The organism is Vibrio sp. Y176 (genome assembly GCF_033438945.1).
Window position 1 is genome coordinate 757,398 of the sequence record NZ_JAWOQS010000002.1, and the last position, 19,634, is coordinate 777,031.

The 19,634-nt window shown below is 46.4% G+C and carries 19 protein-coding genes and 1 pseudogene; 15 read left to right on the forward strand and 5 right to left on the reverse strand.

Annotated features, from left to right (window positions below):
• Positions 1-34 precede the first annotated feature (34 nt).
• Positions 35-481, reverse strand: a complete 447-nt coding sequence (locus R7O13_RS07520; RefSeq protein WP_069536942.1) for a DUF302 domain-containing protein — start codon at positions 479-481, stop codon at positions 35-37.
• A gap of 227 nt (positions 482-708) precedes the next feature.
• On the opposite strand from R7O13_RS07520, the pseudogene R7O13_RS07525 reads away from it, so the two are divergent.
• From R7O13_RS07525 to R7O13_RS07560, 8 genes and pseudogenes are all read left to right on the forward strand, one after another.
• Positions 709-2,679: pseudogene (locus tag R7O13_RS07525) on the forward strand (U32 family peptidase).
• 105 nt (positions 2,680-2,784) lie between these two features.
• Positions 2,785-3,030, forward strand: a complete 246-nt coding sequence (locus R7O13_RS07530) for a DUF3297 family protein (RefSeq protein ID WP_005374689.1) — start codon at positions 2,785-2,787, stop codon at positions 3,028-3,030.
• 226 nt (positions 3,031-3,256) lie between these two features.
• Complete coding sequence (locus R7O13_RS07535) at positions 3,257-3,967, forward strand: ABC transporter ATP-binding protein (RefSeq protein ID WP_256903086.1); 711 nt, start codon at positions 3,257-3,259, stop codon at positions 3,965-3,967.
• Positions 3,954-6,464 (forward strand): ABC transporter permease, encoded by a 2,511-nt coding sequence (locus R7O13_RS07540; protein WP_318303444.1) that lies wholly within the window; start codon positions 3,954-3,956, stop codon positions 6,462-6,464. Before R7O13_RS07535 ends, R7O13_RS07540 begins: the two co-directional genes overlap by 14 nt.
• Complete coding sequence (locus tag R7O13_RS07545; protein WP_318303446.1) at positions 6,464-7,573, forward strand: lipocalin-like domain-containing protein; 1,110 nt, start codon at positions 6,464-6,466, stop codon at positions 7,571-7,573. The genes R7O13_RS07540 and R7O13_RS07545 overlap by 1 nt, the downstream gene beginning before the upstream one ends.
• 79 nt (positions 7,574-7,652) lie before the next feature.
• A complete protein-coding gene (locus tag R7O13_RS07550) occupies positions 7,653-7,919 on the forward strand; it encodes a DUF2999 family protein (protein ID WP_318303540.1) in 267 nt (88 codons plus the stop codon).
• A 174-nt stretch (positions 7,920-8,093) separates the two neighbouring features.
• A complete protein-coding gene (locus tag R7O13_RS07555; RefSeq protein WP_318303448.1) occupies positions 8,094-8,993 on the forward strand; it encodes an AraC family transcriptional regulator in 900 nt (299 codons plus the stop codon).
• Positions 8,994-9,291: 298 nt separating this feature from the next.
• Positions 9,292-10,389: an ElyC/SanA/YdcF family protein gene (locus tag R7O13_RS07560; RefSeq protein WP_213964022.1), complete on the forward strand. Its 1,098-nt coding sequence runs from the start codon at positions 9,292-9,294 to the stop codon at positions 10,387-10,389.
• Between the two features lie 77 nt (positions 10,390-10,466).
• Here R7O13_RS07560 and R7O13_RS07565 read toward each other — a convergent pair whose 3' ends face one another.
• The gene (locus R7O13_RS07565) at positions 10,467-10,889 is read right to left on the reverse strand and encodes an organic hydroperoxide resistance protein (RefSeq protein ID WP_005374640.1); all 423 of its coding nucleotides are present in this window, start codon (positions 10,887-10,889) and stop codon (positions 10,467-10,469) included.
• Positions 10,890-11,026: 137 nt separating this feature from the next.
• Here R7O13_RS07565 and R7O13_RS07570 point away from each other — a divergent pair, with 137 nt between their 5' ends.
• The 3 genes from R7O13_RS07570 to ahpF all read left to right on the forward strand — a co-directional run bounded on the left by R7O13_RS07570 (position 11,027) and on the right by ahpF (position 14,089).
• On the forward strand, positions 11,027-11,485 hold the full coding sequence (locus tag R7O13_RS07570; protein ID WP_061035115.1) for a MarR family winged helix-turn-helix transcriptional regulator: 459 nt from the start codon (positions 11,027-11,029) through the stop codon (positions 11,483-11,485).
• A 305-nt stretch (positions 11,486-11,790) separates the two neighbouring features.
• A complete protein-coding gene (gene ahpC, locus R7O13_RS07575; protein ID WP_069217891.1) occupies positions 11,791-12,348 on the forward strand; it encodes an alkyl hydroperoxide reductase subunit C in 558 nt (185 codons plus the stop codon).
• A gap of 172 nt (positions 12,349-12,520) precedes the next feature.
• Positions 12,521-14,089 (forward strand): alkyl hydroperoxide reductase subunit F, encoded by a 1,569-nt coding sequence (gene ahpF / locus R7O13_RS07580; RefSeq protein WP_318303451.1) that lies wholly within the window; start codon positions 12,521-12,523, stop codon positions 14,087-14,089.
• A gap of 250 nt (positions 14,090-14,339) precedes the next feature.
• Here ahpF and R7O13_RS07585 read toward each other — a convergent pair whose 3' ends face one another.
• Complete coding sequence (locus R7O13_RS07585) at positions 14,340-14,909, reverse strand: hypothetical protein (protein WP_318303453.1); 570 nt, start codon at positions 14,907-14,909, stop codon at positions 14,340-14,342.
• A 229-nt stretch (positions 14,910-15,138) separates the two neighbouring features.
• On the opposite strand from R7O13_RS07585, the gene R7O13_RS07590 reads away from it, so the two are divergent.
• The gene (locus R7O13_RS07590) at positions 15,139-15,558 is read left to right on the forward strand and encodes a VOC family protein (RefSeq protein WP_005374615.1); all 420 of its coding nucleotides are present in this window, start codon (positions 15,139-15,141) and stop codon (positions 15,556-15,558) included.
• Between the two features lie 77 nt (positions 15,559-15,635).
• Here R7O13_RS07590 and R7O13_RS07595 read toward each other — a convergent pair whose 3' ends face one another.
• Together R7O13_RS07595 and R7O13_RS07600 are read right to left on the reverse strand one after the other, a co-directional pair.
• Positions 15,636-16,175: a CAP domain-containing protein gene (locus R7O13_RS07595; protein ID WP_017634523.1), complete on the reverse strand. Its 540-nt coding sequence runs from the start codon at positions 16,173-16,175 to the stop codon at positions 15,636-15,638.
• A 127-nt stretch (positions 16,176-16,302) separates the two neighbouring features.
• Positions 16,303-17,259: a LysR family transcriptional regulator gene (locus R7O13_RS07600; RefSeq protein ID WP_318303454.1), complete on the reverse strand. Its 957-nt coding sequence runs from the start codon at positions 17,257-17,259 to the stop codon at positions 16,303-16,305.
• A gap of 126 nt (positions 17,260-17,385) precedes the next feature.
• Between R7O13_RS07600 and R7O13_RS07605 the strand changes: the two genes are divergently transcribed.
• The 3 genes from R7O13_RS07605 to R7O13_RS07615 all read left to right on the forward strand — a co-directional run bounded on the left by R7O13_RS07605 (position 17,386) and on the right by R7O13_RS07615 (position 19,585).
• Positions 17,386-18,072 carry a DJ-1/PfpI family protein gene (locus R7O13_RS07605; protein WP_005374612.1) on the forward strand — a complete coding sequence of 229 codons (687 nt, stop codon included), beginning with the start codon at positions 17,386-17,388 and terminating at the stop codon, positions 18,070-18,072.
• Positions 18,073-18,192: 120 nt separating this feature from the next.
• Entirely contained in the window at positions 18,193-18,723 is a 531-nt protein-coding gene (locus R7O13_RS07610) for a sigma-70 family RNA polymerase sigma factor (protein ID WP_262590063.1), read from the forward strand.
• A gap of 166 nt (positions 18,724-18,889) precedes the next feature.
• The gene (locus R7O13_RS07615; protein ID WP_005383527.1) at positions 18,890-19,585 is read left to right on the forward strand and encodes a VC0807 family protein; all 696 of its coding nucleotides are present in this window, start codon (positions 18,890-18,892) and stop codon (positions 19,583-19,585) included.
• Positions 19,586-19,634 lie beyond the last annotated feature (49 nt).

Below are 19,634 nucleotides of genomic sequence, written 5' to 3' on the forward strand. Positions count from 1 at the left end.
TCTTCAACATAACAAGCAGCCCTAATACAGCACTCTACTTCGCCGCCGCGTGGGTTAAATTGCCCAGCACGCCGCTGATTTTGTTCAATACCTCGTCACAGCCTTCAATATGATGGCGCTGCTTTAAATACATAGGATCGTTATAAGCTAACCACGTTTTGCCTTCATCATCTTCATACACCAACACTTTTTGGGGTAAATCTAGCGCCACTTCCTGCGCACAGATCATCAGTGGCGTGCCCACTTTAGGGTTTCCAAACACGATAACTTCGGTTGGTCGCAACGTCATATCGACTTTCGTGGCATTCTCTTGATGGTTAATGCGCGCAAAGACGTTCAACCCTTTTTCTTGCGCGATAGCGACAAATTTATCCGCCGTATCTTTTGCTGAATGCGTGCTCGCAACGGTTACCACACCCTCACCAGCCAACGCACTCAATGACGTCAACGCCACGACCAACCCGATGATTACTTTTTTCATTTGTCGTCCCTTCCTCTCTCTGAGTCGAAAACTAGATATAGAAAAACCAAGTGTAGGAAAACTATAGAAGTCAGATCCCACTATCGCGAATTGCACTCTACCCACTCAAGAGTCGACCGTGTAACACGGATTAATTGATTCAGATTAATAAAGCATTAACTAGCCGAGCATCAAAAGTGTGAAATACGTAACATTTGCAGCCTATTTTAGTAAGAAAGAGAAAAGTAGTGACACGCGATCAATTTGAGTTATTAGCACCCGGTGGTGATTTAGATTCCATCAAAGCCGCCATTGCCGCTGGCGCCGATGCAATTTACTGTGGGCTCGACCGCTTCAATGCTCGTAACCGAGCGAACAACCTCACCTTAGATAACTTAAATGGCGTGCTAACGTTAGCCCATCAGCACAGCTGTAAGATTTTCCTAACGTAGAATGTGCTGATTTTAGAAAGTGAAATTCCGGCGATTGTTCGCTTACTCAGCCAACTGAACACCACCAAAATCGATGGCGTGATCGTACAAGATCTCGGTCTGGCCTACATTCTCAAACATCACTTTCCCGATTTGGATGTGCACGCTTCAACACAACTGAACACGCATAACGAAGGCCAGATCCTCTTTCTCAACCAGCTCACCGCAAGCCGAGTAAATCTATCTCGCGAACTTAACATCAATGAGATCAAACATCTGGCGCAATTTGGTCGCGAGCACAACGTAATGATGGAAGTGTTTGTCCACGGCTCATACTGCATCGGATTCTCCGGAATTTGCTATATCAGTTCCGCTCGCAATGGTGCATCAGGTAACCGTGGACGCTGCAGCCAACCTTGTCGCGAACAGTACGAAACGACCAAAACGGGCAACAACTACCCACTCAATATGAAAGACAACTCCGCCTTTGGGGACTTGAAAGCGCTTGCCAATGCTGGCGTGTATTCATTAAAAGTGGAAGGACGAATCAAGAAATCGCACTACGTCTATACCGTGGTCGATCGCTTGTGCGAGGGTTTGGAACTCTCTGAAGACACCACCGAGTTATACACGGTGTTCAACCGCGATTTCTCCAACGCATTTTTGCAAGGTGATTTCGGCAAGGCGATGTACATCGACAACCCGCGCGACCACGCTGTAAAGCATTTTTCGAAGGTTTATCAATGCCAGTCTGCTGATGATGTGCAAGCGGTGAAAAAGAAACTCTACGACGACAAAACCGCGATCATTGAGAAAGTGGCAGAGCAAACTAAGTCGTTCGATGTCACTTCGACACAAGTATCCGGCAGCAGCTTGAAAGGGTCGATTGATGTGCCAACTCTGCCAGCGTTACCTCAACCAGAACCTCGCCAAGGAGCGCCAAAACTATCGGTTCTGATCTCGTCAGCACAAGAAGCCATGCTGTGCGAATACCAAGACATTGATGTTTACTATCAATTGCCAATGGGATTGTCTGGTGAACTGAGCGCGATGATTGAATTGTTCCAAGCCAACCCAATGCTCAAACCTTGGTTCCCTGCCATTTTGATTGGCGAAGACTACCAAGCCGCTCGTGTATTTTTGGAAACCATCCAACCTGAATTGTTGATCACCAACAACTCAGGCGTCGGCATGATCGCAAAAGAGCTCGGCTTAGGCTGGGTGGCAGGCCCACAAATGAACACGGTGAACTCATACGCGTTTAAATGCCTTCAAGACGAGTTCGCGGCAAGTGGCGCGTTTGTTTCTAACGAGCTGAATATGAAGCAGATGCGCCATATCAAGCGTCCGCAAAACATGCGCAGCTTCTACAGCATTTATCATCCAAATACCCTACTCACGAGCCGCCAATGTTTATTCCAACAAACCGAAGGATGCCGTAAGGTGAAGGTCAACAAAGGTTGTTTGAAACGCTGTGATAAACGCACGTCTATCATCAACTTAAAAGACAATCCTTACGTGGTACAAAAACAAAAAGGCAGCCACAATTCAATCTACAGCGAGCACAACATCTTAAACCTGCAAGTGCTGCACGATCTGCCGCAATTGTTTACCGATGTGTTGATCGATCTGCGTGATATCCAGACCGAAACGAAAGTCTCAGCAAGCAAACCTGAGTTGATTGACGCGTTCTTAGCTCTACTTGAAGAACACAGCGAACAAACCGTCCAAACGCTGAATGCCATGATTCAACCAACAGCCAACGCGCAGTATTTGAAGGGGTTGTAGGCGGTACTTGAAAGTTAAACAACGCATCCACTCTCAACATATCTTGAACACACACAGTGCACTGACTACAATAGCGCACTTTTTACGGAATTTAGGTCACACAAAATGACAGATACAGCTAAACCAGCTCTACCAGATCGCCTAGCGGGTAACCCACGTAGCCCATTCTTCATCAAAGAATGCTTCGAGCACCAAATCGGTATTCGTATCAACGGCCAAGAGCGTACTGACGTAGAAGAATACTGCATCAGCGAAGGTTGGGTAAAAATTGCTTCTCCTAAAGCAAAAGACCGTTTTGGTAACCCAATGCTAATCAAACTTAAAGGCGAAGTTGAAGCGTACTACGTGTAAGCTAACCACGCTGAATTTCTTTGAAAGCTCGAGTCTGACTCGGGCTTTTTTAATGCCTGTCATATCCCCTTCTCGTTTAATCTATTCCCTCTTCTTTTCAGTACAAGTTATTAAGAAATCGATGTAAATCGCTGTTTTTATCTGATTGTTGTCTAAAGTTTCTAGAGACATAACTGCAATAGTGATTGCCAAAAGAAACGACACCTTTTGAATACAGGGAGAGGAAATGGAAAGCCCACTTGTCACACTCAAACACGCCAGCAAAAGCTTTGTTGATGGCAAAGAGACACATCGCGTGTTAGAAGGCGTCGACTTTACGTTGAACACAGGAGCGAGTGTTGCGCTGACGGGCGCAAGTGGCAGCGGCAAAAGTACCTTACTCAATGTCATCGCTGGCTTTGAGCCACTTTCCGAAGGTGAATTGTGGTTAGATGGCGATAACACGGCGACTTGGAAAGACCCACAATGGAGCCGATTTCGACACCAAAAACTCGGTGTTATCTTTCAGCAATTCAACCTATTAACGCCACTCAACGTGCAGCAAAACATCGCCTTCCCTCTGCATTTGAATCAACAGAAATGGAACGACTGGTGCGATTATTTGGTCGAGACTCTGGGCATCAGCCAACTGCTCGATAGACATGTTTCTGCCCTTTCCGGTGGTCAACAACAACGAGTCGCTATTGCGCGCGCCTTAGCACACAAACCTAAACTGCTACTTGCTGATGAACCCACAGGTAACCTCGACCAAAAAGCGGGGTTAGAAGTGATGAAGCTACTCAGTGAAATCACTACCCAAGGCAATACGGCAGTGCTGTTAGTCACCCACAGCCCTGAATGCGCTGAGTTTATGAAAACACGGCTGCGATTAGATAATAGTCAGCTACAGAACAGTCATCACCAAAACAAACATGAGCTTCGCCATGAAGCAAGCTAAGCAACCAAATACCAGATTCACTCATACTCGACTCGCCCTGAATCTATTTGCAGCGCACTATCGGCAGGCGCCACTGCAAGCCGCCGCAATTCTGATCGGTATCGTGCTGGCTGTGACCTTGTTTGTTGCGGTGCAAGCAATCAACCTTAATGCCAAGCGCAGTTATGCGGAATCTACCGAACAGCTTAGCGCACAAGCTCAAAACTTAATTATTCCACCAGCAGGGCAAAACTATCTGCCCGAATCGCTCTACTTCATCCTCAGACAAAACGGACTCAGTGCAACACTACCTGTAATCGAAGGGCGAGTGAGAGACGAACAAGGGCGTCGCTGGTCAGTGCAAGGTAGCGAGTTGATTGCCGCCATCTCATCACGTTCGCGCTATTCTTCAGAAAACCAACAAAACGTGTCTTTGTTCGACAGCGCTTTACCCTTGCCAGAGCTTTTGGTCGGCAAACCAATCGTGATGATGAGCCAATCGCAATATCAGAACTTAGGCAAAGTAGACACCCTAACTCTGGACGATATCCCAACCCAAGTGGTGGTATTACCCGATGATTGGCAATTGGGCAGCCGAATGTTGATGGACATTGGCTTTGCCCAGCAACTGCTCAATAAACAAGGGCAGCTCAGTTACATTGCGGTTTTCCATTCGGGTGATAAAGGAAATAAAGACACGCAAGCCAATTGGCAGAAGCTGATTGGTGAGCAAGGACAATGGATTTCCAATAATCAAAGTACAGACCTTGGCTCACTGACCGACAGCTTTCACCTCAATCTCACCGCAATGAGCTTACTCGCCTTTTTAGTCGGGCTGTTCATTGCCTACAACGGCGTAAAGTACAGTTTGCTGAAACGCAATCGTCTGTTAGTACAAATCCAACAGGCGGGTGTCGCGCCGAGCATTGTGTTCTCTGCACTGTTAGTTGAACTCACTATTCTCGTTACCGTCGGCGCTTCCCTCGGTTTTGTATTGGGCATGCAGCTTAGCCACTGGTTACATCCGACCGTGGCACTAACGCTTGAGCAGCTTTACGGTGCGACACTGCTGCCCGGCACTTGGCAGTGGCAATGGTGGGCGCAAGCCCTGCTACTCACGTTAGCCGCAACCCTATTGGCATGTTGGCAGCACTTTAAACAGCGAGTGCGCCAACCGCTCTCTTCTCATGGTGGATTTTATCAAGCACCTGAAGCTTCTAACGAAAACCAATTGTTCGTGATAGGTGCTGCGTTGACGACTCTTGCACTGGCAGGGTTATGGCTGAGTGAACATCACCGCTTCACCATGGCGTGGCTCGGCGTACTTGTGGTGTCGATTCCTTTGTATCTAACCAAAACACTCAGTGTATTAGCCAATTGGTGTGAAAAGCGCACCAGTTCTAGTTTGATGCAGTATCTGTTTGCTGAGTTGCGCGAGCTGATTTCTCCGCTTTCTCTCGCCATGATGGCACTGCTACTCGCCGTTACAGCCAATATGGGCATGAACACGCTAGTGGGCAGCTTTGAATCCACCCTAAAACAGTGGTTAGAACAAAGGCTACACGCCGACATTTACGTCAGCCCCGCACAAGGAGAAATCGCAGATGTAGAGCACGCATTAGGGCAGTTCCACAAGGTTGAGACCGTCTACAAGCAATACTACGTCGACGATAACCTGCAAGGCTTACCGATTTTGCTTGGTACCAAAGACCAAGACACCTTAGAGCAAACCATGGTGTTCAAATCGCATTTGGAGAACTTCTGGTCACGCTTTTACCAAGGTGAGTTAGTCGCTATCAGTGAACCAACCGCGGTCAAACTGGGTTTATCACTGGGTAGCGAACTCACGCTTGATGCCGTTCCAAGTAAGAACCTGCTTGTGGGTGCGATATTCCATGATTACGGCTCACCCAACGGTGAAGTCTTATTAGCACCAAAGTTATGGCAAGAAAGTGGCTTTACCAACCTGCCGATAAGCCTTGGCATTAAAGTCTCGGGGGACCCACAAATCGTCTACGAGCAACTGCGCGAGAAACTGAATCTGCATCCAAGTCAGCTCTACGATCAGGCGCAAATCAAATCCATCGCGTTGGATATTTTCTCGCAGACCTTCGCCATTACGCGTGCACTCAACGGCGTGACGTTGATGGTCGCGGTGATTGGCTTGTTCAGCGCTTGTTTCATGCGGCTCGACGCGCGCAAAGCCGCTATTGCAAGGCTGTACGCACTTGGTGTTAGTCGTCGTAAATTAATGACTATGGTGGTCGGACAGATCGTCGCTCTGGTCAGTTTTACTCTGATTATCGCCCTGCCCCTCGGTGCCATGGTGGGTTATGTTCTGACAGACATCGTCACCTTGCGCGCTTTTGGTTGGAGCTTAAATTATCTGTGGAATTGGAGTGATGCCCTCAGTATTGCGGCGATCACCATCTTGGTGGCGGTGATTGCAACCTTGATTCCGCTGTGGCGATTGGTCAGCAAGCCTGTCGTATCCAGTTTGCAAAGCGAGGTGTTGTGATGGTTCGATTAGAAAGCACACTTACTCTATTCATGAGCAGTCTGTTCCTGTTCGGTTGTGAAGATCCCCAACAACAAAATATGGGCACGTTGCTGGGCAGTGGAGATACGCAAAGCGAGAGCAACCTATTCACACCCGTAGAAAAAGGGGATGAACTCACCTTCCCGGCAGACCATCAAGCGCACCCAAACTTTCGTCATGAATGGTGGTACTTAACCGCTAACTTAATTGATGAAGACGGCAACCCACTTGGCGTCCAATGGACACAATTTCGCTTTGCTGCTGCGCCGCCAACGGGCGAAGATGACGTGAAGAAAACCGAGTGGCAAGCTCAACAAATCTACATGGCGCACAGCGCAGTCACGACCGCGGACAAACACTACGCTGATGAAAAATGGTCACGCGCTCAAGCCTCTCTAGCCGGCGTCGACACTTCACCGTTTCGTGTTTACCTCGATGATTGGCAGTGGACTTCTTCAACCAACGACCTATTCCCTGCCACGTTGAAGGCGAGCTCCGAACAGTTTGGCTATTCGCTGACGCTTACCAGCACTGCACCGTATCAAAAGCAAGGCGAGCAAGGGTACAGCACCAAAAGCGCCGATGGTCAGGTGGCTTCGTATTACTACAGCCAACCGTTTATTGAAGTCTCCGGTGAAGTCACTATCGATGGTGAGGCCCATCAAGTGTCGGGCAAAGGTTGGATAGATCGAGAGTGGAGCTCGCAATTCTTACTCGACTCACAACAAGGCTGGGACTGGTTTGCCCTAAGGTTGAGTGACAACACCAGCTTGGTGGTGTTCCAATTGCGGGATTCCAAAACTGGAGCAGCCAGTTACGCCAGCGCAAAGCTGATGCAGCAAGGTGGCTCTGGCATCGCCATTTCTCAAAAAGACATTCGCTTAAAAGCAACCAAGCAAACAGAAATCCAAGGGCGAAAGTATCCAACCCAGTGGCAAATGTCGATTCCAAATCAGCAAATTGAGCTTACCGTTTCTGCTCTCAACCCGAACGCGAAAATGCCGCTTTCTGTGCCTTATTGGGAGGGCCCAGTACGTATTGAGGGCTCTCATTCTGGGACTGGCTATATGGAACTAACGGGGTATTGAAATGTTGAGCGGGAGCCCCAATTATTCTGCTAGAACAAATACTGGCAACCAAGTCATACACTGATTGAAAGGAAATATGATGAACCCAATTATCGCCTTGCTGAAAGAGAACAACATCAGCGATGAACAGATCAACGAAATCTTCCAGACTCTGACGCAGAACCCGCTTGCGGCAATGGCAACCATCAGTCAACTAGGTCTGCCACAAGAGAAGCTACAAATTCTGATGGCACAAGTGATGCAAAACCCTGCGCTCATCAAAGAAGCCGTTGACGAGCTGGGATTAGACTTCTCTAAAGTTGAAGAAGCAAAAGAGAAACTTCAGAGCCAAAACCAAGGCAACTAAGTCCTAGCCATTAGCGCTGAATATAGAAAAGGCCGTTAACCCGAACATGTGGGTTAACGGCTTTTTGCGCTCTAAGCTCAACCAATTTCTATCACGCATTTCTCACTACCCACTCTTGAAACATTGATTCAATTCGGTAGGCTTTGAGCAACTCTAGAAAGGATGAGCTAACCAATGCGCGTTGATTACCAAAAAAGATTGTTGCCTGTTATTCGCTATCTAGAAACACATTTTAACGAGCCGTTAATTCTGCCAGAGGTCGCCGCGCTTGCCAATCTTTCACCGTATCACTTTCATCGCACCTTTAAAGCGGTTCAAGGTGAAACGCTGGCGGATTTTATTCGCAGACTGCGTTTAGAAGCAGCGGCAGATGAGCTGTTCAAATCCAAGCAACCGGTTTTAAATGTCGCATTAGAATATGGATTTTCTAGCTCACAAAGCCTAGCGAAAGCGTTCAAACAGCATTTTGGCGTGACCCCTACTGCATTTCGAGATTGCGATAACTATCAAGAGTTTGCCATACTGGCTCGAAACAGCAAGATTGGACACACCTTGCGCAAGAATGGAAACGAAGTATCAACAAGCGATCCATATACTGGCTCTACACCAACAACATGGAGCAGCACAATGGAAACGCAAAACTTTGAAAAATCAAAACTGGCTTACATTCGCGTAAACGGCCCTTACGGCCAAGGTTATGAAGAGCCATCTGGCCGCTTGTATCAATGGGCAGGGATGAAAGGCTTGGCAGGCAATACCTGCATCTTCATCTATCATGACAACCCAGAAATCACGCCTGATGAGAAGTGTCGTACCGACATCTGCTTGATGGTGCCTGAAGATACAGAAGTGCCAAACGGTATTGAACTGCAAGACTTCCCCGGCGGTCAATATGCGGTGATGCGCCAACACATTACTGACCCGAGCCAATACTCAAAAGCGTGGGATGATGTCATGAGCAAGGTAATTGAATCCGGTATTGAGAACGACGATCGTCCTTGCTTTGAGCTTTACCACAGCTTCGACCCACAAACGCACCATGCAGACGTTAGCTTCTGCACTGCCATCAAATAAACCAAAAGCCTGCATCGTTGCAGGCTTTTTCATTTCTTACTCTGGTTGCTTAAATTCGTTCTTCCAAACGCTGTTTATCTTTTAATCCAATTACTTAGAACACGAACGAATACCTCAATACTTTCGTGATCCTACTTCGCGTTTTGACCACGCGCGCTCATTCGCTCGGCTGAGTTGGGATTCATTTCACAGATTATTCATGAAGCGAACCTAGACTGAAAAAATTCTATCGACCCCGTTCGACCTACAACGCTAGGCACAATAAAAACTAGGTACTACAGCACCTCTAGGACATTCCATGAAGAAGAACTTACTTGCTATTGCTCTTGGTAGCGTAATTGCGCTGACTGCTGCCCCATACTCTATCGCGGCTAACGATGCTGCTGTCCAATCTTCCGCCGATTACTCACAGATCGTCACTAAACGCCAGGTTGTCGACCAACTTCTCAACGACGCAGTACAAGCATTCAAATCCCCTGCGCGTATCTCGCATGCGGGTTTTACCGCCAAAATGCCGAGCAACATGGAGATTGTTACCGACCGCTTACTAGAAGCATACAAACTTGAGCCGTACCGTACTGACCTACTGATTTCTGCAGCAAACGCGCAGATCTACAACAAGAATGCAGACCGCGCGATTGAACTGTTTGAACAAGCCCTTTCTGTCGCACCAGACGATGTGGATTTGCACGCTTACTTAGCGGTATGGCAACGCTTTGAGGGCAACCAAGCGGAATCAGCGAAACACATGGCGACGCTCACGAAGCTCAATGCAGGTAAAGCCGCAGACATCCAACGCATCTTCGACACCGTAGACCGCGTACTTGCGACGCCACTAAAAGAGAAAGCCGACAAAGGCAAACTGGATGACAAAGGCGCAATCGTCACGTTGGGATACGCGCTGAACCCAGATGGTTCTATGCACCAGATCTTAGTTGAGCGTTTGGAAACCACGCTAGCAATTGCAAAAGCAAACCCAGACGCGTTGATCGTATTGACGGGTGGCGTACCGAAGAACCACAAAACGGAAGGCAAGTTAATGGCAGATTGGCTGATTGAAAAAGGCATCAGCAAAGATCGAATCATTGAAGAAAACTACGCCACCAGCACGGTAGGTAACGCCCTATTCAGCAGCTACGCATTGGCACGTCATAACATCAAACACGCGACCATCATAAGCTCAGCGAGTCACGTACGCCGTGGTCAAACCTTGTTTGAAATCGCAAGCTGGCAAACTGGACCACAAGACATCACTTTTGACACAGTGAGCTACCCAGACAAGCCACTGAAAGACTTAGCCAAAGCCAGCGATGGCGAACTGCTTGGTATCTACCGCGATGCACTGCGTACTTACGGCATGTGGAGTTACCGCTCTTACCCGCTAGAGTCGCGTTAAGTACTCTCGACTCATACCAATCAAAAAAGCCGGCGTACTTGCAGGCTTTCTTGTCTTTGTGCAGTGATAAGAACCGCTTAAATTGCTTCGCCGTTTACCGTTACTGCCACATCAATGTTGCCACGAACTGCGTTTGAGTATGGGCAAACTTGGTGTGCAATGCGCGTTAGCTCTAGCGCTTGTTCTTGTGGCATGTCTAGCTCTACCGCTAGGCTCACTGTTAGTGCAAAGCCGCCGTTATCGTTCGGACCGATGCCCACTTCCGCTGTTACGGGTGCACTTTTCAGATTTACTTTACCTTCACGCGCTACGTGCAAAATCGCGTTAGAAAAACACGCTGAATAGCCCGCGGCAAAAAGCTGTTCTGGGTTAGTTGCTGCGCCTGTTCCGCCCATTTCCTTCGGGTATGACAGCTCTAGATCGAGAAGACCGTCATCAGTTTTTACTTGACCATTACGACCAGCCAAAGCGGTAGCTTGAGTTTTGTATAGAGTAGTCATGCGAGTGTCCTTCTTAATTTAAGTTGCGCACAATTTAATTGCTTGCAATCTTATATCGAAGTAAAGATCGTTTGCAACTATATTGTGCACAATTTATTTTATGACTCTCTTTCTCTGTGAGCAGGTAGGCAACGCCAATGAGCCAGTGTTACACCGACAACACCATGACCAACGACGATAAACTCTTACTCGAAAACCAAGTTTGCTTCCCGCTCTACAGCGCAGCAAATGCAGTGATCCGAGCGTACCGCCCGTTGTTGGATGAGCTTGATCTGACTTATTCGCAGTACTTAGTGATGATGGTGCTGTGGGAGAAAGACGGTGCCAGCGTGAAAGAATTGGGGTCACAACTGCATTTGGACTCAGGCACACTCACGCCGCTGCTTAAACGCTTAGAAGCAAAAGGCTATGTAGAGCGTGGTCGCAGTGAAACCGATGAGCGTGTTCGCGTACTCAACCTAACAGAACAAGGTCGTGATCTTAAGGAACAAGCCAAGTCAGTGCCAAACGCCATGATGTGTAAAATCACCTTAGAGCTAGATGAAATGATCATGCTGAAGAAGCTGTGTGGCAAAGTGCTCGACAATCTAAGCTAACACGATAGAAGCCTACGCTTCCCCACTTCCTATTAGAAAGAGTCTGCCGAGATGCAGGCTCTTTCGATCTTAGCTAGAAGATCTACTCAAAGTAATCATCGGTATTCTCTATTGCTAATCTGCGTTCATCTTCAATAAAACCTATCAAAGCAAACTCACCTACATCGGATATGCCTATCAAGTGAAATAGGAAATGGCTATCAATAGGATAGTTACAAGCGATTTTCCTTAAACACACTCCGATGAGAATATACTTTCCGAAAGCAACAACAGCTCAGCTTAAAACATTCAAAGGAAAGTAAATTATGATTAATACTCAAATCAAACCATTTGCAGCTACAGCGTACAAAAACGGCGAATTCGTTGAAGTAACAGAACAAGACGTTCTAGGTAAATGGGCAGTATTCTTCTTCTACCCAGCAGACTTTACGTTTGTATGTCCAACAGAACTGGGCGACCTAGCAGACCACTACGAAGAGCTACAAAAACGTGGCGTAGAAGTTTACTCAGTATCAACTGACACACACTTCACTCACAAAGCATGGCACGACAGCTCAGACACAATCGGTAAGATTCAGTACTACATGCTTGGCGACCAAACAGGCAACATCACAAACAACTTCGGTGTGATGCGTGAAGGTCAAGGTCTTGCAGACCGCGCTACGTTCCTAATCGACCCAGAAGGTACTATCCAAGCAATGGAAATCACTGCTGAAGGTATCGGTCGTAACGCAGAAGACCTACTACGCAAAGTGAAAGCAGCTCAATACGTAGCAGCGCACCCAGGCGAAGTTTGCCCAGCTAAATGGAAAGAAGGTGAAGAGACACTAGCTCCATCACTAGACCTAGTTGGCAAAATCTAAGCCACTGAAATTTAAGTTCTAATCAGTTCCCGATTTCCTTTTTCTGATTAGAACTGAATTAGAGAGCACTTCAGGTTAGATACCTTGACGACCTTCTGCCTGATTTGCTCTCTCCCCCTCAGGTTTTATCTACAGTAACCACTTTTTAGTTTTAATTAAGGTAGTAACAACTATGTTAGACCAAGCGATCCAACAACAACTCAAACAATATCTGGCTAATGTAAAAGAAGAAGTTCGTTTAGTGGTTAGTCTAGATGAAAGCAAAGCATCGAATGACATTTTGTCTCTAGCGAACCAAATCGCAGATATGAGCGACCTAATCACTGTTGAACGTGACGACAACGCAAGCGCACGTAAACCAGTGATGGCGGTAACTAACCCGACTAAAGGCACAGCACTACGCTTTGCAGGCTTGCCAATGGGTCACGAATTTACCTCTCTAGTATTGGCACTGCTTCATTCTGGCGGTCACCCAATCAAACTAGAACCAGAAGTGATTGAGCAAATCGCAGCACTAGACAAAGATCTAGACGTAGAAATCTTCATTTCACTGTCGTGTCAAAACTGTCCGGACGTGGTTCAAGCGTTCAACATGATGGCGGCGATCAACCCGAAAGTAAAAGCAACCATGATCGACGGTGGTTTGTTCCAAGATGAAGTGAAAGAACGCGACATCATGGCCGTACCAAGTGTATTCGTGAACGGTGAGCTATTCGGTCAAGGCCGTATGTCTCTGACTGAAATCCTAAACAAAGTGGATGACGGCGCAAGCGAGAAAGCCGCGAAAGCACTGAGCGAAAAAGACCCATACGACGTACTTGTTGTCGGCGGTGGCCCTGGTGGTAGCGCTGCTGCTCTATACGCTGCTCGTAAAGGTATTCGTACTGGCGTTGTCGCTAAGCGCTTTGGTGGTCAGGTTATGGACACCATGGCAATCGAGAACTTCATTTCGGTAAAACGTACTGAAGGTCCAAAACTAGCAACTGACCTAGCAGAACACCTAAAAGAATACGACGTAGACGTAGTGACTGAGCAACAAGCTGAGAAGTTAATGGGCGCAGCACATACAGAAGATGGTTTGATTCACATCCAACTTGAAAGCGGCGCAACGCTGAAGAGTAAGAGTGTCATCTTAAGCCCAGGTGCACGCTGGCGTGAAATGAACGTTCCGGGTGAGCAAGAGTACCGCAACAAAGGTGTCGCGTACTGCCCACACTGTGACGGTCCACTATTCAAAGGTAAGAAAACTGCAGTTATCGGTGGTGGTAACTCAGGTATCGAAGCCGCTATCGACCTCGCTGGTATCGTAGAACACGTAACGGTTCTTGAATTCGCAGACGTACTTCGCGCAGACCAAGTGCTTATCGACAAAGCGAACTCACTACCAAACGTAGACATCATCACGATGGCGCAAACAACAGAAGTAGTGGGCGACGGTACTCGCGTAACAAGCTTGAAGTACAAAGACCGCAACACAGATGAAATCAAAGAGATTGAATTATCAGGTATCTTTGTTCAAATCGGTCTAGTACCAAACACAGAATGGCTAAAAGATTCAGAAGTAGCACTATCTGAGCGCGGCGAAATTGAAGTCGGTAGCCGTGGCGATACTAGCTTAGAAGGTGTCTTCGCAGCCGGTGACGCAACAACCGTTCCTTACAAACAGATCATCATTGCGATGGGTGAAGGTGCAAAAGCAAGCTTAGGCGCATTTGACTACCTGATCCGTAAGCAAGGTTAATCTCCAATTTCTTGAGCACAAAGCGCACGGTGCTGTGTTTTCTTCCACGGAAAACCAATCGGGGCACCGTGACAGCGATGAGTAACAAGAAATACAATCAAAAAACCTAGAAGCCCAAAGACTTTGCCAGTAGGTATTAACTGCTGGCTTTTTTTGTTTTTTTTTGGGGGGGGGGGGAACAAATTATTACTAGAAATAACAGGGTAAAATAAAGCTGCCGAAATACACTTAGGGTGAAACATTGCGGGCTTTAACTCGTTTCTACTGCTTCAAATATCAGACCTTTTAGCTGACAACGATGGTAAATTTCATACAAACCACCTAATTCATCATTGCAGTAAACACCGCCTCCGTTATTTTCAATCCTGAACAAGCCTCCGGATTTGATTGATTTACTACTCAACACTAATTTTTTAAACCGCTTTACACGACTTGGCTTACCATTAGCTCTTACATTTAACACAGTGCGATCCTTATCAATGGCATCGCAAGTTTTGAGTATGTTTATGGCATACCAACGCTCGCCAGCGACGCGTAATGGCAAAAACTCACAACTGGAATCAAGAGCTTCGTTTATTTGATTATATGCGGACTCAGAACAAGCAAACTCGCCTGCACGCCAGATTGCAAAATCAGGTTTTGTTGTAAGCATGTGGTTATCACTCACCCACTCCAAATCAATAATCATCCAAGTATCAGCGACACGCTCACCACATAACTCCCGCAAATCGCCATCCGAGTATTGTATAGAAATCTCTAGTTGAGTTTCTTGTAAAAAAGGGAAATTCTCAACATCATGATTAAGTGTAAAAACTTTCATCTTTTGCTTACTTAAATCAAACGGTTAACTGGAAGTCCCCATCATGTAACATCTTTCCAATCTTGCACAAGGTTTCAATGATTTCTGTGTGAGCCAACTCTTCAGTGTCAGCTGCCTGACCTTTATAAATGGCGTCTACAAATAAAATCAAAAAAGCCCTTTACCTCAACTTAACTTGAGGTTTTAGCATATTCATCGTTGGCTAGAAAATGACAAAAAGGAGCACATCATGATCCAACTAGAACATATTAACTTAGTCGTGAAAGATATCCCTGAAATGCTGAAGTTTTACCAAACTGCATTTCCACATTGGTACGTGCGTGATGAAGGTAAAGGCGAATGGAGTGGCAAACCAAGAAACTGGCTACATTTTGGCGACGAGTATCAATACATAGCCATGAGTGACCATGGCGAAGGAGAAAACCGCGAGTTGAGCGGGCACCAAGTTGGGCTAGCGCATTTTGCTTATGTGACCAACAACGTCGATGCAATCATCAAAAGACTAACCGATGCAGGTTATCCGATTGCCCAACCTGGTGCTGATGAACCATACCGCAAAAATGTGTATTTTGTTGACCCTGCCGGTTTTGAGATTGAATTTGTTGAATACCTGGCGGATGACCCAAAACTTCGTAACCTGACAAGCTAAAAGAGATGTAAATAATAAAACGCCAGCAGATAGTGACTGCTGGCGTTTTATTTTATCTATCAGGCTTCTTTATCGCATTAGCGCTGTTTGGCAAAAACCTGAGTCCAGTAATATCCGTAGCGTGCAGAGTGATTTTCGACAAGCGACGCGCCCATCTGATCAAAATCCGCACTCATGATATTAAGGCAGTGACCTTCACTCGATAACCAAGCATTAATGACGGCGTTAATGCTGCTTTGCCCTACGGCGACATTCTCACCAATGGCGCTCCAAGCATAACCCGTTGCGTTAACTCGATCTGACATTTTGCTGCCATCAGAGCCTGTGTGGCTCATGAAATCGCTGTTCGCCATATCGCTTGAATGTCGATAAGCGGCGCTTTCCAAATCGTAGCTCCAAGTCAGGGCCCCAACAGGTGGCATGGTGGTTGCGCCACACTGTTGTGTAGTAGAGCGGGCGCTGTTGACCGCTGCAAGCATCTGCTCGGCAAATGTGCCTTGTGACGATGTGGAACCTGTGTTTTGTGAGCCGCTTTCTGCTGGGGCTGACGACTCCCCGTCGCCGCCACATGCGCTGAGAAGCAGGGCCAAAGCAGGCACTAAGATCTTAGTTGGCATTGTCTTTCCTTTATGAGTGACGAAGAGCAAACTGCGCTTTTCGATAATAACGCCCAATAAACTAACAAAAACCAATAAAAGCACCATATAGCTTAGGGGGTTTTAACCAAAGACTCACATGAAGTTTTCAATCGCCTTGGTTCGGTCGATAAATCGGCAACGCTTCAGCCCAAGTATGGAATGGCGTTTCATCCATATCCTGTATTGCTTGAGTGATAAAATCGATGAACACCCTCACTCGGGCAGGCACATATTCCCGGTTGGCATAGAGAAGATACACGCCATTTCCTGCTTGGCGCATACTCGGAAATATCGGCACTAAACGCCCCGCTTTAAGCCAGTCTCTCGCGATAAAATGAGGGATCTGAGTTAATCCTAAGCCTTCTGCGCAAAGCTCTGCCATGGATTCACCGTCATTTACAATATAGTTTCTTTCGGGGTCATATTCACTCGCCCCGTCTGGTTCTGGCATCCGAATCGGCAACAGTTTCCCCGTTTGTTTAAAACGAAAACGAACCCAAGAATGGTCATTGAATACATCCGGGCCACTCGGAACACCATGGCGCGCTAAGTAATCCTGACTGGCACAAATGATAAAATCGATAGGGCTCAGCTGACGCACAATCAATTGACTATCGTGAACGACACCAGAGCGAATCGACACATCAATACCTTGCTCAATAATATCAACGTAGGCGTCATCGTAATGAATATCGATAGTGATGTTAGGGTAGCGGCGGCAAAACTCTTTTAATAAAGGACGAATATAGAGGCGACCGTACGAGACTGGCACATTAATCTTAAGCTGCCCTGAAAGCGCATCATTGTGACTTTTTAATGAATCCTCACATGCCGCCAGCTCTTCCAGTACAAACCTAGCAGTATTTGCGTACCGACGACCAGCTTCTGTCAGGCGGCTCTGTCGCGTAGAACGTTGAAAAAGCTGTATACCCAAATCGCTTTCAAGACGATGTATGGCTTTACTCACGGTCGAAGGGTCAGTGCCATACACTTTGGCAGCCGCAGCAAAACTACCGCCATCTAAAGTAGCAATAAAAAATCGTAGGGACCGTATCTTATCCATATAACCAATGAACTCTATTCATGAATTTTATTCACTTTAGTAAAGACCAAGTGGCTCTTCAATCACTAATTAGCCTAAATATAATGAACCTCAATAACTTGATGCTCTGTTAGCGAGGAAAAAACCATGGGTAAAAACGGATTGAAGAATGCACTACAACTATTGATAGCGACACTAGTCCTATTCTTTGGGGTGCTTCAAACAGCACATGCCGCAGATAAACGAATTGGTATTCTGGTTTACGATGGCGTACTGACCTCTGATGTTACTGCGCCTTTAGAGGTCTTTGGCGTCGCAAGTCGTCTCACTTGGTTTAGTGATTATGACGTGCTCACCATTTCCGTCTCAGATCAGAAAACCATCACCACTGAAGAAGGATTAAAAATTGGTGTGGATGCTTGGATTGGTGATCTGCCGGAACTCGACGTATTGGTTTTAACATCCAGCTATGACATGGATGCACTAATCGAAAATAAAGATCTCATTCACTTTATTAAAACGACATCAAAGGCGGCAGATTGGATGGCAAGTAATTGCTCTGGCGCGTATTTGTTAGCCGAAGCTGGCCTTTTAAACGGCAAAAAAGCAACAACTTGGGCCGGAGGTGAAAACGGCTTTCAAAGAGATTACCCAGCAGTCAAAGTACAAGTCGACCAGAATTTTGTCATTGATGATGGCGTTATCACTTCGAACGGTAGCCTAGTTAGCTATCAAGCTGCTCTTAAGCTACTTCACCTTATGACTTCAGAGTCTAAAGCTCAGGAAGTCGCAGATGCCATCCAGTACTCACGCTTTTCCAACCAACCATTTTAAACGTGTAAGAAAGAAATCAGAGTCACCCTTCGATATTTGGAAGGTTAACTCTTCGAATTTGTCTTCCTAATCGAACAACCCTTTTTATCACTGTAAAAGCGATAAAAAGGGTTGTCGTTCATCTGGCAGACACAACGTGCTCTCCAAACTTTTTATCTTAATGCTATGGAAAAACATAAACGTTACGAAGCACTGACGAAAGATCGATACCAAGAGATTTACCGTCTCGCGTATTGGTTATGCAAAGATCACCACCTTGCTCAAGATTTAGCGCAAGAAACCTTTCTGAAAGCGTGGCGATTCTTTGATAATTTAAATGATCCCAACGCCGCGAAGTCTTGGCTCATTACTATTTTGCGTCGTGAGAATGCTCGGCGCTTTGATAGAAAACAGTACGATTTTGTCGACATTGATGAGTGTGCAATACAGACAAAAACCTACCCTGGCAGTGACTACGACATGGCCCAAGATTGGCTTCAAAAACAAATGATGATTCTCGAACCCAAATACCGAGAGCCGTTGCTCTTGAGCTTAGTGGCTGGGTTGAATCATGATGAAATTGCCCAAGCCTTGAGGCTCAACCACAACACAGTGGCGACTCGATTATTCAGAGCGCGTAATCAGATCATCGCACAGAAGGAGAGTCATTAAGACACAAAAAGTAGTCAACCATGTAAACTAACTGGCTATGCTCCGGTCTATTTCATAAGTCGTTACACAACTCGACGCTTTAACGCTTTACATCAAGCGCGACTAGATGAACACTTCTTGTCAAAGTACAATAACAGCCGACATAGAGTAGAGTCAGTAAAACATTATGAGTAACACGACGGCGAAAAAGCCGAATCCCTTATTTGAAATCCTTTTCAACGTATTTATCCCTTCCTTCATTTTGATGAAGTTTAGTGGCGATGAGCATCTAGGGACAGCAATGGCGCTGGTTGTCGCTTTGCTATTTCCTATCATTTATGGCGGTATGGACCTTGTCCGTAACAAGAAATTTAACTTTATTTCTGCTCTGGGCTTTATCAGTGTTCTGCTAACTGGTGGCATCGGCTTGTTAGAGCTTGATACACGCTGGTTAGCACTAAAAGAAGCCCTGATTCCTGGCCTGATCGGTTTAGCGGTTTTGGGTTCAACGTTTACCCGCTACCCACTGATGCAGAAGTTAGTACTGAATGACACAGTGTTGAACCTCGCGTTGATTAACCAACGTTTAAAAGAAAATGGTAAAACCGATGCGTTCGAACGTTGCCTTATGTCTTCTAACTACCTGTTTGCAAGTACTTTTGCGTTCTCATCTGCAATGAACTACTTCCTTGCGACTTGGATTGTGACTAGCCCTTCTGGTACTGCTGCCTTTAACGAAGAGTTAGGGAAAATGACGCTGTACAGTTACCCAATGATTGCCATCCCAAGTATGTTGATGATGTTCGGTATTTTTTATTACATTTGGCGTCAAGTACGTGCGATGACATCGCTCGAAACAGAGCAAATCTTCCATCTAAAATAGCCCAATCATTACAAGTAAACCCATAAAAAAGGGAGGATTTTATCCTCCC

Bases quoted from the DNA above. Each gene is read 5' to 3' on its own strand.
- R7O13_RS07520 (WP_069536942.1), bottom strand. From the start codon at position 481: ATGAAAAAAGTAATCATCGGGTTGGTCGTGGCGTTGACGTCATTGAGT.
- R7O13_RS07530 (WP_005374689.1), top strand. From the start codon at position 2,785: ATGACAGATACAGCTAAACCAGCTCTACCAGATCGCCTAGCGGGTAAC.
- R7O13_RS07535 (WP_256903086.1), top strand. From the start codon at position 3,257: ATGGAAAGCCCACTTGTCACACTCAAACACGCCAGCAAAAGCTTTGTT.
- R7O13_RS07540 (WP_318303444.1), top strand. From the start codon at position 3,954: ATGAAGCAAGCTAAGCAACCAAATACCAGATTCACTCATACTCGACTC.
- R7O13_RS07545 (WP_318303446.1), top strand. From the start codon at position 6,464: ATGGTTCGATTAGAAAGCACACTTACTCTATTCATGAGCAGTCTGTTC.
- R7O13_RS07550 (WP_318303540.1), top strand. From the start codon at position 7,653: ATGAACCCAATTATCGCCTTGCTGAAAGAGAACAACATCAGCGATGAA.
- R7O13_RS07555 (WP_318303448.1), top strand. From the start codon at position 8,094: ATGCGCGTTGATTACCAAAAAAGATTGTTGCCTGTTATTCGCTATCTA.
- R7O13_RS07560 (WP_213964022.1), top strand. From the start codon at position 9,292: ATGAAGAAGAACTTACTTGCTATTGCTCTTGGTAGCGTAATTGCGCTG.
- R7O13_RS07565 (WP_005374640.1), bottom strand. From the start codon at position 10,889: ATGACTACTCTATACAAAACTCAAGCTACCGCTTTGGCTGGTCGTAAT.
- R7O13_RS07570 (WP_061035115.1), top strand. From the start codon at position 11,027: ATGAGCCAGTGTTACACCGACAACACCATGACCAACGACGATAAACTC.
- ahpC (WP_069217891.1), top strand. From the start codon at position 11,791: ATGATTAATACTCAAATCAAACCATTTGCAGCTACAGCGTACAAAAAC.
- ahpF (WP_318303451.1), top strand. From the start codon at position 12,521: ATGTTAGACCAAGCGATCCAACAACAACTCAAACAATATCTGGCTAAT.
- R7O13_RS07585 (WP_318303453.1), bottom strand. From the start codon at position 14,909: ATGAAAGTTTTTACACTTAATCATGATGTTGAGAATTTCCCTTTTTTA.
- R7O13_RS07590 (WP_005374615.1), top strand. From the start codon at position 15,139: ATGATCCAACTAGAACATATTAACTTAGTCGTGAAAGATATCCCTGAA.
- R7O13_RS07595 (WP_017634523.1), bottom strand. From the start codon at position 16,175: ATGCCAACTAAGATCTTAGTGCCTGCTTTGGCCCTGCTTCTCAGCGCA.
- R7O13_RS07600 (WP_318303454.1), bottom strand. From the start codon at position 17,259: ATGGATAAGATACGGTCCCTACGATTTTTTATTGCTACTTTAGATGGC.
- R7O13_RS07605 (WP_005374612.1), top strand. From the start codon at position 17,386: ATGGGTAAAAACGGATTGAAGAATGCACTACAACTATTGATAGCGACA.
- R7O13_RS07615 (WP_005383527.1), top strand. From the start codon at position 18,890: ATGAGTAACACGACGGCGAAAAAGCCGAATCCCTTATTTGAAATCCTT.